Source organism: Ralstonia pickettii (genome assembly GCF_016466415.2).
In the GTDB taxonomy this organism is placed as follows: Bacteria; Pseudomonadota; Gammaproteobacteria; order Burkholderiales; family Burkholderiaceae; genus Ralstonia; species Ralstonia pickettii.
The window spans coordinates 1-13,288 of sequence record NZ_CP066773.1; the positions used below are offsets into that span (position 1 = coordinate 1).

General features: G+C 61.1%; 15 protein-coding genes. 3 read left to right on the plus strand and 12 right to left on the minus strand.

Going from position 1 to position 13,288, the window contains the following annotated elements:
- Positions 1-6: 6 nt before the first annotated feature.
- Complete coding sequence (locus RP6297_RS22330) at positions 7-1,365, plus strand: site-specific integrase (protein WP_263046449.1); 1,359 nt, start codon at positions 7-9, stop codon at positions 1,363-1,365.
- 303 nt (positions 1,366-1,668) lie between these two features.
- Here the strand turns inward: RP6297_RS22330 and RP6297_RS22335 are convergent, their stop codons facing one another.
- The 10 genes from RP6297_RS22335 to RP6297_RS22380 form a co-directional block, all read right to left on the minus strand.
- Positions 1,669-2,118 carry a hypothetical protein gene (locus RP6297_RS22335; RefSeq protein ID WP_009242014.1) on the minus strand — a complete coding sequence of 150 codons (450 nt, stop codon included), beginning with the start codon at positions 2,116-2,118 and terminating at the stop codon, positions 1,669-1,671.
- 90 nt (positions 2,119-2,208) lie between these two features.
- Complete coding sequence (locus RP6297_RS22340) at positions 2,209-2,508, minus strand: hypothetical protein (protein WP_009242015.1); 300 nt, start codon at positions 2,506-2,508, stop codon at positions 2,209-2,211.
- Between the two features lie 127 nt (positions 2,509-2,635).
- Positions 2,636-2,848, minus strand: coding sequence for a hypothetical protein (locus RP6297_RS22345; protein ID WP_223293333.1), 213 nt, complete (start codon positions 2,846-2,848; stop codon positions 2,636-2,638).
- Positions 2,849-2,930: 82 nt separating this feature from the next.
- Positions 2,931-3,359, minus strand: coding sequence for a hypothetical protein (locus RP6297_RS22350; protein ID WP_009242017.1), 429 nt, complete (start codon positions 3,357-3,359; stop codon positions 2,931-2,933).
- Between the two features lie 78 nt (positions 3,360-3,437).
- Positions 3,438-3,794 (minus strand): hypothetical protein, encoded by a 357-nt coding sequence (locus tag RP6297_RS22355; protein WP_009242018.1) that lies wholly within the window; start codon positions 3,792-3,794, stop codon positions 3,438-3,440.
- Between the two features lie 88 nt (positions 3,795-3,882).
- Positions 3,883-4,080: a hypothetical protein gene (locus tag RP6297_RS22360; RefSeq protein ID WP_004636900.1), complete on the minus strand. Its 198-nt coding sequence runs from the start codon at positions 4,078-4,080 to the stop codon at positions 3,883-3,885.
- 50 nt (positions 4,081-4,130) lie between these two features.
- Positions 4,131-4,436, minus strand: a complete 306-nt coding sequence (locus RP6297_RS22365) for a DUF7673 family protein (RefSeq protein WP_009242019.1) — start codon at positions 4,434-4,436, stop codon at positions 4,131-4,133.
- A gap of 51 nt (positions 4,437-4,487) precedes the next feature.
- A complete protein-coding gene (locus RP6297_RS22370) occupies positions 4,488-4,727 on the minus strand; it encodes a plasmid partition protein ParG (RefSeq protein WP_004636903.1) in 240 nt (79 codons plus the stop codon).
- A 39-nt stretch (positions 4,728-4,766) separates the two neighbouring features.
- Positions 4,767-5,408: a division plane positioning ATPase MipZ gene (locus tag RP6297_RS22375; RefSeq protein ID WP_004636905.1), complete on the minus strand. Its 642-nt coding sequence runs from the start codon at positions 5,406-5,408 to the stop codon at positions 4,767-4,769.
- 170 nt (positions 5,409-5,578) lie between these two features.
- A complete protein-coding gene (locus tag RP6297_RS22380; RefSeq protein ID WP_009242020.1) occupies positions 5,579-6,232 on the minus strand; it encodes a hypothetical protein in 654 nt (217 codons plus the stop codon).
- A gap of 778 nt (positions 6,233-7,010) precedes the next feature.
- Here RP6297_RS22380 and RP6297_RS22385 point away from each other — a divergent pair.
- Entirely contained in the window at positions 7,011-7,766 is a 756-nt protein-coding gene (locus tag RP6297_RS22385) for a replication initiation protein (RefSeq protein WP_009242021.1), read from the plus strand.
- Between the two features lie 410 nt (positions 7,767-8,176).
- Here the strand turns inward: RP6297_RS22385 and RP6297_RS22390 are convergent, their stop codons facing one another.
- Both RP6297_RS22390 and RP6297_RS22395 read right to left on the minus strand, forming a co-directional pair.
- Positions 8,177-8,599 (minus strand): hypothetical protein, encoded by a 423-nt coding sequence (locus RP6297_RS22390; protein ID WP_009242022.1) that lies wholly within the window; start codon positions 8,597-8,599, stop codon positions 8,177-8,179.
- Positions 8,577-9,260 (minus strand): hypothetical protein, encoded by a 684-nt coding sequence (locus RP6297_RS22395; protein ID WP_223293335.1) that lies wholly within the window; start codon positions 9,258-9,260, stop codon positions 8,577-8,579. Before RP6297_RS22395 ends, RP6297_RS22390 begins: the two co-directional genes overlap by 23 nt.
- Before the next feature lie 2,014 nt (positions 9,261-11,274).
- Between RP6297_RS22395 and RP6297_RS22400 the strand changes: the two genes are divergently transcribed.
- Positions 11,275-12,969 carry a type IV secretion system DNA-binding domain-containing protein gene (locus RP6297_RS22400; protein ID WP_223293336.1) on the plus strand — a complete coding sequence of 565 codons (1,695 nt, stop codon included), beginning with the start codon at positions 11,275-11,277 and terminating at the stop codon, positions 12,967-12,969.
- Positions 12,970-13,288: the final 319 nt, after the last annotated feature.

A 13,288-nucleotide genomic window follows, 5' to 3' on the forward strand; every position in this document is an offset into this window, starting at 1 on the left:
GCCGGCGTGGCCACGCTGGGCGAGCTGATGACGCTGGCCAACGATCTGGGCCGAGCCTGGTGGCGCCGTGTGCCACGCATCGGCCCGGCCGCTGCGGCGACCATTGTGCGCACCCTGGCTACAGCTGAAGCGACACTAGGGCGCCTGGGCGCCCACGTCACTGGCGTATCGTTGCCTGCCGCGCTCCCCTCGCCCGAGCTCGTGCCGCACGCCGGGCGCGCGGTGCCGCTCGAAGCGATCCGCCTGCCGGCGGCCCTCGATGGCCGCGCCGGCATCAACCGGGGCGACATCAACCGCTGCCGCATCGACGCACTCAACGACTACCAGGCAATCCAGACCTGGTTGTCGCTGTGGCCAGCCGGTGGTCACACCTGGCGCGCGTATCGCAAGGAAGCGGAACGCTGCTTGGCCTGGGCCATCCTGGAGCGCGGCAAGGCCTTCAGCGATCTGCTGACCGATGATTGCCTGGCGTACCGAGCCTTCTTGGCACAGAAGGATTTCGGGCCACGCTGGAGCGGGCCGCAGGTCGCACGCACACTGCCGGGCTGGCGGCCGTTCCAAGGGCCGCTGTCGACGCGCAGCCGCGCCTATGCTGAGCAGGTCCTGGCGGCCCTATGCGAGTGGCTGGTTGGCCGCCGCTATCTGGACTCGAACCCATGGGACGGCATGCCAGCGCTGCGCGTGGCTGCACTCGATATCGACATCGAGCGCGCGGTGCCGCCGGCGGTCTGGCAAGCGCTGCAGCCATGGCTAGACGCGCAGGCCGCCGATGACGTGCGCTGGCGCACCATCCGCGCCGCCGTGTTGCTGTTGCACGATTCCGGCATGCGTGTGTTCGAGGCCGCCGGCGCCGAACGATCGGGCCTGCGGCCCGCCGGCGGCGATGGCCCGCTGTGGGGCGAGCTACGCATCGTCGGCAAGCGAACCAAAACGCGGATGGTGCCAATCAGCCGCCGCGCACATGACGCCCTGGTGGCGCACTGGCGAGATCTGGGGGACGAACACGCTGCAGAGGGCCCGCTGCTGGCACCTGCCGAGCCCTGCACCAGCCCGCGTGCGCTGGCCAAGGCCGCCGACGGCCGCCGCGGCTACAGCGACCGAGGGCTGCGCCACCTGGTCACTCGCGCCGGCGAGGCTTTCCGTGCGCACCTGGAGCAAACCGACCCAGATCTACGCGCCCAGGCAATCCATCTGCATCCCCATGCGTTCCGGCACGCTTTCGGCACTGCGGGCGCCGAGGCCGGCGTGCCGCTCGATGTGAGGCAAAGCTACCTGGGGCACGCCTCGCCTGCGACTTCGGCGATCTACGACAAGGCCGGCGCCCGCCGGCGCCAACGCGAAGTCGCCAAGCTGTTCAGCGTCTAGCGTCGGGAGTGTCCGCGCCTGGTTAGAGCCGCTAGGGGTCCCCCTGGGGGACATGGAGAGGGTTGCGAGGATCTGGGAGACTGTCGCGCGGCCAGCGCGCCTCGCGGGACCGAGCAGCGGGGATGACCACCAAGTTGTGCCCATGGCCACCAGCACCAGGCAGACCTCCCCTCTGCAAGCTCGCTTTTTGGCCGCGCTGGTGTTCGGAAGAGTCATCTTGTGCCGGCACGCCGGCAAATGAAAAAGCGAGAGGGGGAAACCCTCTCGCTTGGTGCTGCGTCGGCACAGAGCCAACTCCACGTGTTAAAACGCGAGCTCGCTATCACCAACGGGTGCATCGGACTTGGGCGGTGCGATGTCGAGCGAAATACGCGGCGTATTGTCCGCATTTCGCGCGCGACGACCGTACACCTTCAGTCGCGGAGCAGCTTCCCATTCTTCCTTCGTGTATTCATTCTTCACGTCGGGAGTCATGGGCAGAACGATCAGATAACCCGTGTAATCGGGCGACTTGGCGTTCTTCTTCTCGGTGTTGCGGAAAAGCCGACCCGAGAAGTGCTGCTGCCCCCTTGCACCCACCGCCAGGTCCAGGAACTGACTTTCACCACTCTCGGCATCCTTCAGGAAGGCTGCCAGCGGGATCTGCGTATCTTCGAGCTTGATGGAGCCCGAGAACAGCGGACCATTTTCAGTGCGGCGATCGTCGGAAACCGGGAACAGGACGGCAGTGGTCTTGGTAGCTGCATTCAACATGATGAACCTCCTTCAAAGGTAAAAGAGGCCATCCGTGGAGCGTCGTTAGACGACCCACGAATGGCAGGACGTCTAAAGACAGGTTCCAGTCTATGGAGCACTTTTGCAGGATGCAAGAAGATTTTTCGGGCGCCCTATTCCCTGTGTTTTCCACGGCAGCGGGTGCATGATGAAGAATCGATCCAGCGCGGGCAGGTCGTCGTCATCGAGCAAATTGCTCAGTCGCACATAAGTGCTGCCGCTTCCAAAGTACACCCGCACGTCCAGCTCGTCCTCCTCGATGCGGACGACTTTCTCCGGCGCAGCGCCCTCGTTGAGGCGCAAGTACACGTTATCCCCGGCGGTGATACTTGCCTTCAGGACTGCGATCTGTTCTACGCTCCATTTCATGCGATCAATCCTCTATGGTTACCGGTCGTGCGGGGCACTCGCGCGCCATCGTTTTTTTCCAATGTGTGGGTGTCTGAATGGCCTGCCGGCCCCCCGTGGATAGGTACACCCGCAGTTCGATGTTTTCCTAGTCGATGACAGCCGGATAGACGAAATCTGCGTCCGGCGTGAATTCGTATGGTGTCGGGTCGCCCTCGAACAGGACGTAACCCTCCACACCCTTCTCTCGGAGCAGTTTGACCGCGCGTCGCGTGTTCGCGACGACGAACTCATCAATGACACCTGGGTCGACGGGCTTGCCGCCGCTCGATGCCCCGTCACCCCTGATTAGACAAGTCATGTCTTTTCCAGAGCCGACCTTTCGTCCGAAAATTTGGTTCTTCATCGTGACCCTTCCGCAATTACTCACACAGTGGCTCGCGTCAGCGCGTTTTGACCTGCGCTCGCACTGTTGCAATGTGTTCGGGTTGAACAGCGAACTCGGCGTACTCCAGCTCCAAAAATTTCATCATCGCAACGATGCGGTGGCGGCCGTCCGTCAGACTTGCTCGTCCCTGCTCCACGCCCATCCACGGTGTGTAGCACCAGCCTTCGCTTAAATCCCGCCGAACACGACTCCACCGCGCCGGATTGAGGTTCAACTGCTCGTTGTCCGGCAACGTTGCGAGGGCGGCGCGCAGATCTATGGTGACGATCTCAAAACTGTGGCACAGCGGAGGAACCCGAAATTCAAGATCACGTGTCGGGTAATCATGCTTCAAGCAAGGTGGCATGTCCGCCATCGTCTTAAACCGATACCACTCGTCGCCGATCGTCTCGTCGCCTGCAGCGAATCTCATGTAAAAGTACATCGACACGCCTGCAGGAACTGGCGGCAATCTTTTTACTGGCATTGTTCAGCCCTTCTTCCGGTTCTTGCACGCAGCTGGTCACTGTTGCACTGTTCGTTCGCGCAGATAGTAGAGGTATACAAGGCTGATGGGCGCCAGGAAAACGGCCAAGCACCAGCACGCCATCATGGTGGCTAGCTTCCCCAGCGACACCCAGAGAACGCCCAGCATGAACTTGGTATCCCCCATGATGAAGCCCCAAACTCGTTCATAGAGGAACCGTGCATACGGGTATAGCAGGGTGTTTACCACGGCGAGTAGGAACATCCCACCGCTGCCGGGCTGGTGATTCACCTGGGCGAGCAACATGAGCGGGAAAATCAGGGCAAAGCAAAGGTGGCGCAGGTAGTACGGAAGCGTCAGCCCACCGAGCGACTTTTCGATTACGGCATACATTTCATCCTCCATCCATCTGGTTGTCATTGGCGAGGTTCGACAGGCACTCGCAAATCCTGATCCTCCAGGATGCCCGGCCCATCTCTATCTAGCGATTGTCCTTGACGCCAGCAGCAACAAGCCGCTCTGCGTCATTGGCAGACAAGACTGCTCTTGCCGCCCCATATGCGAACACAGGTCCCATCGGGTGACCGCCTTCGATGGAAACCTTAGAAAAGTCCACGCAGAAGGTCACGCTATCGAGAATGAGCGTGTTGGGCGGATGAATTCCGAGATCCTTAACCATTTTCTTGTCCTCTTTTCGTTATGCCGGCGCTGCCGGCGTTCCCCAGGGAATCACTGACCTTCTTCGGATACCAGTTCCGGTCGCCACTCCCTGACAATGGCCTCAAATTGCGAGCCATAGCCCAAGGTGTCCGGATAGTGGTTGTTCCGTGCGGCATAGCCAAACACGACCACCACGTCTTCCACGATCTCGTCGTCGAGCCCCCAGGCCACGGTGATATCGAACCCACCGCATTGGCCCGGGTTCCACCATGCCAACAGAAAGTCGGCGACACGTCGGCTCTGCCCGCTGTCGCGCATCGCGTGTGCGATCAGGCGTTCCAGGGCGGCTCGTTCAGCATCCGTCATCTTGGCCATGTCTTTCTCATGAGTTGAGTTATTGAGTTAAGCCATTGAGTTGCGCATCAGCTAACTGATTTCCTTGCGGATCAGACCACGCACGAGATCTGCGATGGAAATGCCCGCCTCAACTGCTCGCATCTTCAAACGCCGATGTTCGTCCGGGTCCAGGTCGAAGTTCACGCGCACGGGCTTAAGGGGCCGGTTTCCGACCTGCGACTGGACCATCGCAGCGCCGCCGACAAATTCGTCCCTCGACACCGGCTTACCGGCATCGGAACTCTTGGTGGCAATCTTGAATTTACTCATTTGCGTAACTCAAAAGAGTTGTTACTTAAACACTCACGCCTACGCGGCGACCTCAAAGAATTCCTGGGCGAGCAGCTGGATCTCGGCGCACGCCTGGGAATTACTCAACTCAACCACTCCATTTCCGTTGAGTAACGCATCACGGTAGACCTTTCGGTCGCGGATGATGGTGTCCGCGAGTTCGAGCTGATCGAACTGGCTTAGCGCCTCGCGCGCGTCGTCCACCTCTCGAATCGTCGGATTGGAGGGCGCCATCGACAGCACCGCGAAGGCCTTCAGGTCGGGATTCAGGCCTCGGGCCAAGCTGACTAACTCGTTGACCTTCGGCAGCGTCTCCAGATCGGCCTGGCTGGCGCGGGTAGGCACCAGCAACAGGTTGGAAACAGCCATTGCCGACCGCATTTCGCGGGAATCGCGGCCGCCGGCATCTACCACAATCACCTGGTAGCGCCGCGATAAATCGCGCAGCGTCGCCGCGACATCGCCCGTCCGCTGGATACACGGCACCGCTGGGCCGATACCGGCTTCGTCGCGTCGTTCGGAAAACCGAGCGCATGTCGCTTGGCCATCGGTATCGACCAGGACAACATCGACATTCTGGCGAACCAGATGCACGGCGATGTTGCTGGCAATGGTGGACTTCCCCGTACCGCCCTTCTCTGCTGCCACAAGCACGATCATACTCACATCATCACCTCATTTGAGTTGAGTAACAGAGTTAAGTATAAGAGTAACGCATCACTTTATCAACTCATTTGAGTTGATGAGTTGCGCCGATGCGTCACTCTTTTGAGTTAAGTTTTTAAGTGCCTCAACCACATTGATGCGCTGAGTTGAGTTTTTACGCGGAGCTAGTCCTGGCCATCGTCCTGCGCGCACACGGCCATGGCGCCATGCTTGGGGCAGAGGGGCGCCCCGACGAGATCTAGCCACTTCCGAGAAGTCCGGGCCGTGTAGCCGCAGCTGCCGCACTTGCACTTGATGTGCCGCCGCGTCTGTTTCTTCGGCGCCGTCGTCTTGATCCCTGGCGCCTCGCCATCGTCCGAGCTATCTGCGTCTGGCCTGGTCCGCAAGCGCGCATGCGGCAGTGGCCCGGCGTCGTCCAGGATTGGCGTGACGCTTTCCTCAAAGCGCGGGCCGGCCGTCGTTGATCGCATCGGACCCTTCAGGCCAATCCCGACCGCAACATCCCGAAAGGGCTTGCGGTGGCCAGCATCGAGGCCGACCGCGGCGTGCACGAGCTCGTGCGCAAGGATCGCGGCGACTTGCATGGGCATCAGGTCGGCCGACTCCACCAGGTCAGGCCGGATGAAGATCTCGAAGTGTGCATCTTCGCTGCAGCTGGTGTCCCAGCACTCGCCAATCCGCTTACCGCGCTGGCCTGTCGACGTGAATCCGATGGCGATCCGAATCCGACCAGGCAGCGGGGCATCGAGCGCTGCGAACATTGGCGCCATGCGGCGCGCAACATGGTTCAACCAGGCTTCACGATTGGCATGGCGCATCAGCTTCCCCCTCCCGATGGAATGTGTCGCCATTATCGCGATGAGTGCGTGTACACGCTCTATATTTTTCACTCCGAGCGCTTTTTTGGACCACATCGACCCATCCAGGACACCCCGGAGGGTCAACCAGTCCGAAAAAAACGCTCTGAGCGCCCGTATACGCGTCCTAGAGCCCTCGCGGTGGCCAACCCGACCCTCTCTCTGCCAGCAACGTGCTTTGGATGAGCGGAAAGGTGTTTGCGCGCGCCGTCGCGCCCGGATTGAGGCGCCCGGGGACCCCCGCCGAAGGCGTGGGGAGAGCGCCGACCCGGCGTAGCCGGGGCAATCCGGCTCTGCGGTTGTGCTGGCGATCGGGGCAGTCAAGCGCGCTTGCGCGCGTGATAGCCCCGCGTGCGGGGCGTAGATGAACAACCCTCACGGGTGGGCGCGAAGCGCCCGGGTGGGGTTAAAGGCCGCGGTGAAGCGGTTATCCACAGGCAAGCCTCGCACGCGTGTTTTTGGTTTACGTTTTACCGTTTTTAAATCGTTTTAGGCGGCGTAACTCATTGATTTAACGCGGGAAAAATGGCCTCGTTGGGCCTTTTCCCGGGTCTATTGGGCCTTTTTCCGGGCGCAAAGTGGTCATTTTCCGGGTTTCTAGGTCTTTTTCCGGGTGCTGTCCACAGGCGTATTGGGACATTTTCCGGGCACCATCCACAGGTGGCACACAACAGTTGTTGACCCAATACGCTGATTGGGCTATGTTTGTTGGTGTCCCAATACCCCGGAAGATGACCCAATGTTAGTCGAGGAAGACAAGCCGGTCGCGTACAGCGAGCCGGCGCTGGCCGAGCGCAACGTCACCATGAGCAACGCGCTCACGCGGGCAGCACACAGCCTGACGCTTGCCGAAAAGCGGTTAATTGCAGCGTGCATCGCAAAGAACGACTCGATCCCGTTTGTCGAGCTGCGAAGGGAAGGCGCCTGGCGGGTGCGGCTCTCTGCGGCCGAGTACGCCGAGGCCTTCGGCGTGGATGCCAACACGGCATACGAGCAGCTGCAGGGGGCTAGCGACAGCCTGTTCAACCGCTACGTGCGCACGGTGCGGGAAACCCGCAGAGGGCCGGAGGAATTCAAGTTCCGCTGGGTGGGTAGTGCGAAGTATCACAAGGGCGAGGGCTGGATCGAGCTGGTCTGGTTCCAGGAAGTGGTGCCGCACCTGTTCGGCTTGCGCCAGGAATTCACGACCTACAAGCTGCGCCAGGCGGCCGCTCTGCGCTCGGTCTACGCCTGGCGCCTGTTCGAGTGCTTCAAGTCCTGGGCGGCCACCGGCCGATACACGCCGACGATCGAGGAATTTCATCGGGCAATGGATGCGTCCGAAAGCCAGCGCAAGAACTTCAAGGATCTGCGCCGGCGCGTCATCGAGCCGGCCGTGAAGGAGCTGCGGGAGAAAAACGGCCTGCACATCGAATGGGAACCCGAGACGGCCGGTCGCAAAGTCGTCAAGCTGGACTTCCGGTTTCGCGTCTCGCCCCAAGGGGCGCTTTTCTGACAGGCGGCGGCCCAGGTGCCGCCGACTTCACCCGGAAAATGTCCCAATAGCCGTGTCCCGGTCGGAGCAAGGGCGGCGAGCCGACGCCGGCCGTACGCATCCACACGCCCGAACCACCCCGGAAAATGTCCCAATAGGCCTCCGCAGCAACGGAGAGGCAGCTGCTGCTGACCGTCAGGTCAGCGGCAACTGCCGATTGCACCCAACCCGGAAAATGTCCCAATGGCTTGTCCCAGTAGTTCGGCCAGAAGGTTAGCGAGGGCTTGCTGCAGTTTCCGGGTTGCCCCCGGCGACACGGAAAATGTCCCAATACAACCCTGCCGAGACCCAGATCGACGTGGCCAGCGTGCCGCTGGCCACGTCGGGCGCAGCGGACCGGAACCCGGAAAATGTCCCAATAGATTGTCGGCCTAGCCGGATTGCTTCTCGCTGCTGGGACCGAACCTGACTCCGTTTTGCAATTCGGCCAGTTGCTGCGCCCGGCGTTCGAGCATCTTCTTTCCGACCTTCTCCATGACGGCAGGATCGGCGTCGCAGACGTCGATCATGGCGCTGACGATTTCCGGCAGATCGATGACCGGCCGGATGAAGGTGCACTCCTTCATCCGCCGCTTGGCGCGCAGGAAGCTGTCGTGAAAGATCAGCACCGCCTTGACCCCAGGCGTTTTCTCCTTGGCCTTGGGCACAATCTTGCGCACGCCAAACGCCTCCGATTCGTCGTCGGCCTCCCACTCAGCGCGAGTAAAGACGACGGTATCAGGCTCGGCCGCCCCATCGTGAATCGGGGGAAGTACAACGAGCGCGTCGTTGTCATGCGGCTTCTGATTGTCCATGCTTCATTTCCTCCTGGTCCTTGAACCAATCGATGACGGTGTAATCGTCGTCGGCGACACGCCGAACGTAGGGTAGGGCGGCCGGCAAGATGAGCGCGGCCGGATCTCGGCCGGCGCGCTCCCACTCCCTGGCGAGAGTAGCGACCAACTTGCCGACCTGGACGCGGGTTGCGCCAAAGCCTGGTGTCTTGAACAGCGATTGGATCACCGCCTGCACCTCTTGCTCCGCCCGCGGCGAGCGGGCGAGTTGCCGGACGGCAGCGCGCCAGGTGTCAAAGCGCTGGTTGGTCATCCGCCAAGTCAGGCGGACGCCGCCGCCATGATTCCGATCGCGTGGCAGCCGCAGGAGTTCGTAGTCGTCCACGCGGATGCGCGTGGACGACTCCAGCGCATCGCGTAGCGGCTCCATCTGCCTGGCCGGGTGGTCACCATCGGACACGAGCAAGAACCAGTGCAGGGTCCCGTTCTTGGCCAGGTCGGCAAGGATCAGCCGGGCATTGCCCTTGCCAAGCCGCTTGCGGTAGGCGCGTTGGTCGCGGTTCAGCGCGACCTCATAGCGTTCCGCGAACTTTTGGCAGAACGCCAATGCCTTCTCGGCCGGAACTTGTGCGGCCGTGTAATGGCAATAGCCATGCCGGACAGAATCCAACAGGCGTTGCATTAGGAGCGTCTTGTATCGGATGACCAAAAAAGTTGTCGGGCGCATGCACAAAAAGAGAGCGTGTACACGCTCTTATCTAGCGATCCACCGGAACGGTCTGACGACCATTCCGGCGGATCGATTCCAACATAATAAAAATCCAACCCAGGCAAAGGAATCCAGTCAGTTGGAACGCACCGCGTTCCAACCTGATTATAAGAGATTCCGCGCGAAGCGCGTGCGGCCAACATATCACGCTACAATGTGATTGCTGACCGCCACAAGCGGCCCACGCGCGCAAGCATCACCTGCGTTGCCGAGGCCGCCACAAGCGGCCAGCAACGCAGCACGAGGGCGACCAACCCTTTGCAGTACGCAGTACAGGACCGGTCGCCCGAAGTGGTAATTGCGCGCGAGCGAAATTACACGGATTGGGGGCAGACCACCGCGACGTTTTGGGGGCTGACCATCCCCAAAATTCCACTCACTTCACACGAAGCTGTAAGGCTCTAGATGCGGGCTTACCACCTGCGTCGAGTACGCCGAAGTCGTATGCGCGTAATGGCGCTGGTACGACTACGACGAGCGCTGGACGGTGTAACTCCGTCCTTCGACTCAATCCCCGGGAGGGGCGAGTTTGGGCGACACGGAAACGGGCTCAGCGAGGAAATGCGCTGAGTTCCTGTGTAGCGTGAAAGCGGTAGACGGTGGCTGTCTGCACCGTCGTTAGCACCGCCCAGGGGCTGCGGGAGACCGTAGAACCTGTGCCACACACGTAGGCTGCTGAGGCGTTCCGAAAGGGCGCAGGCGTGCAAGGGGAAACCTGGCGCACGCGGCACCTACCGGCGCAAGCTGGTGGGGTCGCTGTATAGCTTAAGCGTGTAAATGCGGCCGAAGAGGTCGCTATGTGGTGGGGCATCAAGCCTGTCTGAAGACGAAGCTGTTGAAGGCACAACAGGTAAGCGAGCCGCTTTGGAATCTCGGGCCGCTGAAAACCTAATGGGTGAGAGGGAACACCTCACTGTTGTTGCTGGAGGCGCAGGCGTGAAGTCCTGGCGCGCAGTTTGGCGTCAGTAGCGTTGCACTAACGTGGGAATCGCTAAGGCCATAACCGGGCTGGTAACCCGGTGGCTATGCGAGGGAGAGTGGTTGAGTAGGGCCGCGTGGCGCAAGCCACGTAGCTGTTTGTCGCGATTCGTCTGAAGCGCAAACAGCAGGCGCAAGCCTGTCCGAAAGACTGCGGCGTACGCAAGTGTGAAGTTAGCGGGGTGGTTCCCGCGGTGGTTGTTGGAACGGGCGCGGCTGGTACCCGCGCCCGGACCGAATGGGTAATTCGGTGTCCTCCAACGTGTAATTGAACCCTTGAAAAAGGAGCTACGAAGATGGCAATTGCCAACACCCGGCCGGGCGGATACCCGGCATCGGCAACGGCACCGCCTAGCGGTGCCGGCGTCAGTCTGCAAGCCAGCGCAGTGAGCTGGAGTCAAACCGATAGCAGTTGGATCGGCAGGCAGTTCGGTCGCCCGTATGGGGCCGGTGGCAGCAAAAACGACAGTCCACCATGGCTGTCTCGGCACGCTGATCGCGGTTGGATCAGCGGTCAAATCAGTCCCGCCGTATGGACTGATTGCAGTACAGCAGTGGGCGCCTCGGCGCCGAAAAGTCAACCCGGCAGCAATCAGGCCGGTGGGAATGGCAGCGATGTTTTCGCTGTCGGCAAACAGTGGTCCGGCGCTACCGCGTCGTGCTCGCTGTGGCAATCCGGGCGTTGACCTGGAGAGTCAGTTGTCAAACGGGCCACAAGCCCGCGTCAGGGTCGATGGTGTGGGAAACCATCGTCTTGCAGTACGGCCGTAGACCGTTATCTACCCGGTCCAGTGGTGATGCCCTATGGCGGATCTGCTGTGCTCTATTTGCAGTTGACTGGCCTAAACCAGAGGGGGATTTCCCCCTCTGGTTTCACCGTTTTCTAACAAGATGAGGTAGACGTATGCTCGGACACCTTGGAATGCACGCATGGGTCGGCAAGGCAATCATGGCCCTGCTGGCGTGGTCGAGTCCGTGGTATTGGGTCGTGCTCGCCGTGGCGTTGGCCACGGTCGGACTGCTGCATCCCGTGCCGTGGACATTGAAGGACGACGAGGACTCATTCGTCGCTCATCTTGTGTTGTGGGTCCGCAAAGCGGCGGCATACACCGCGCTTTGGGGCATCTTGGCGATACCGTTGTTGGTGTATTGCAGCTTCGTTCTCTCGGCTGACACGTCTTCTGGGCAAGCGTCTAGCGTGTTCCTGGAGTGGGGCGCTGATCGTCTGGGCCGCTACTGGATGATGGTCGCGGGAGCGTTCGTGGTTGGCCTGGCGCTGCGTTTCCTGTGGGACCGCTACGCTGTTCCAGTGCTTTCAAAGTATTGGCGATCGCTTCGCATCGAGCAGGAGACTGACAAGTTGGTCGATGCACGGGAGGAAGTCGCCACGCTCAAGGCGAAGGAGTTCAAGCCGGAAGATTACTTTGTCGACGGCAAAATCTTCTACGGCTTGGACGATGATGGCCAGCCGATTTACTTCGATTTGGACAGGTTCCGCACGACGCACCACGCCATCCTCGGCCCGACGAACTATGGCAAGGGCATCGTGCTGCAGAGCATCTTCAAGCAGTGCATCCGGTTTGGTTTCGGCATTTTTTACGTCGATCCGAAGGGCGACAACTGGCTGCCCTACCTGCTGCAGAACGAAGCGAAGGCGGCCGGCCGCCGCTTCGTCTATCTCGATTTGAATCCGGAAGGGCGTGGCGTTTGGCATCCGTTCCTGGGCGGCGCATTCCGCCAACGACGCACGCGCATCGTGCGCGCGTTCAACCTGGAATCTTTCGGCACGGACGCCGATGTGCACAAGGCGAAGGAGCGCGGGCTGCTCGATGACGCGCTCGAAGGCACTGACGGCACGATCAAATCGCTGTTGGAATACGTGAAAAAGAACGCCGAAACAGGGCGCGACAACCTGTCGACCTTGCGCGATTCCTTGCGTGAATGGTCGCGTGTCGACACGTTCTCACAGTCCGTGAAGCGCAAAGGCCATTCGATCGAACAGTGCCTGATGAACAACGCGATTGTGTATGTGCGTGGTGACCTGGCCGACCCGGTGATTAAGGCCGCGACCAAGGCATACATATCGGAGCTGGTGACGGAAATTAAGCGGCTCGATGCAACGCGGCCGGCGCACGTTGTGCTCGGCATTGACGAGCTGAAGTTCCTGGCCTGCGCGGAAATCAATGAGGCGCTGGCCACGATCCGACAGCACCAGTGCAACATGCTGCTGGCCGCGCAGTCGATTGCGAACCTGGAAGCACCGGACGACAAGCGGCTCGATGGTAAGGCGCTGGCACGGGAATTCGAGGTCAACACGCCGATCAAGTTCGTTTACCGCGCTGCTGACGAGCGCACTGCCGAGTGGGCGGAAAACCTGTCGGCGGGGCAATGGCTCAATGTGGTGCAACGCGAGCAGACGAAGGCGAACAAACACGGGGGCGAGCAGTGGGAAGCGAATCGGACGGTTGGCAAGGAGGAACAGCCGGTCGTTTCGCGCAACACGTTGCTGAATCTGCCTGAGCGCATCGCCATTGCTTACATGCCAGGCCGGATTGCTTCCAAGCTGTACACCTGCCACACGCAAATTGACAACAGTGTCGCATCGTGGAAAAAGCCGGAGGAAGACACGACGATGGCGGCATAGCAACCAGGCGGCTCGCCAGGTGCGCATGCACCTGGTGCGCGGCGCCGCCGGCGGTGCGCATGGTTCGGTGCCGGCACAGCCGGCGCTGAACCGGGCGAGCCGCGCGCCTCTGTCTCTGCCATGGCCGCACCTGGTGGCCACCGTCAGAAATATCCCGTTCCGCACGCCAGTTGCGCGATAGTGCGGCTGGCAACGGCGATGGCTTCTAGCGTCTTCCTGGAATATGAACGAACAAAGGGCGGGAACCGAAAGGTTCCCGCCCTTTGTTTTGGCCTGGCGCCGCACGCCCGGCGCGGCCGCAAGGCGGAGGCGCCGGGTT

Coding starts and splice junctions, on each gene's coding strand:
- RP6297_RS22375 (WP_004636905.1), bottom strand. CDS start 5,408: ATGATCGTGCTTGTGGCAGCAGAGAAGGGCGGTACGGGGAAGTCCACC.
- RP6297_RS22355 (WP_009242018.1), bottom strand. CDS start 3,794: ATGTATGCCGTAATCGAAAAGTCGCTCGGTGGGCTGACGCTTCCGTAC.
- RP6297_RS22390 (WP_009242022.1), bottom strand. CDS start 8,599: ATGGACAATCAGAAGCCGCATGACAACGACGCGCTCGTTGTACTTCCC.
- RP6297_RS22360 (WP_004636900.1), bottom strand. CDS start 4,080: ATGGTTAAGGATCTCGGAATTCATCCGCCCAACACGCTCATTCTCGAT.
- RP6297_RS22380 (WP_009242020.1), bottom strand. CDS start 6,232: ATGCGCCATGCCAATCGTGAAGCCTGGTTGAACCATGTTGCGCGCCGC.
- RP6297_RS22385 (WP_009242021.1), top strand. CDS start 7,011: ATGTTAGTCGAGGAAGACAAGCCGGTCGCGTACAGCGAGCCGGCGCTG.
- RP6297_RS22350 (WP_009242017.1), bottom strand. CDS start 3,359: ATGTACTTTTACATGAGATTCGCTGCAGGCGACGAGACGATCGGCGAC.
- RP6297_RS22335 (WP_009242014.1), bottom strand. CDS start 2,118: ATGTTGAATGCAGCTACCAAGACCACTGCCGTCCTGTTCCCGGTTTCC.
- RP6297_RS22370 (WP_004636903.1), bottom strand. CDS start 4,727: ATGAGTAAATTCAAGATTGCCACCAAGAGTTCCGATGCCGGTAAGCCG.
- RP6297_RS22400 (WP_223293336.1), top strand. CDS start 11,275: ATGGCCCTGCTGGCGTGGTCGAGTCCGTGGTATTGGGTCGTGCTCGCC.
- RP6297_RS22340 (WP_009242015.1), bottom strand. CDS start 2,508: ATGAAATGGAGCGTAGAACAGATCGCAGTCCTGAAGGCAAGTATCACC.
- RP6297_RS22345 (WP_223293333.1), bottom strand. CDS start 2,848: ATGACTTGTCTAATCAGGGGTGACGGGGCATCGAGCGGCGGCAAGCCC.
- RP6297_RS22365 (WP_009242019.1), bottom strand. CDS start 4,436: ATGGCCAAGATGACGGATGCTGAACGAGCCGCCCTGGAACGCCTGATC.
- RP6297_RS22395 (WP_223293335.1), bottom strand. CDS start 9,260: ATGCAACGCCTGTTGGATTCTGTCCGGCATGGCTATTGCCATTACACG.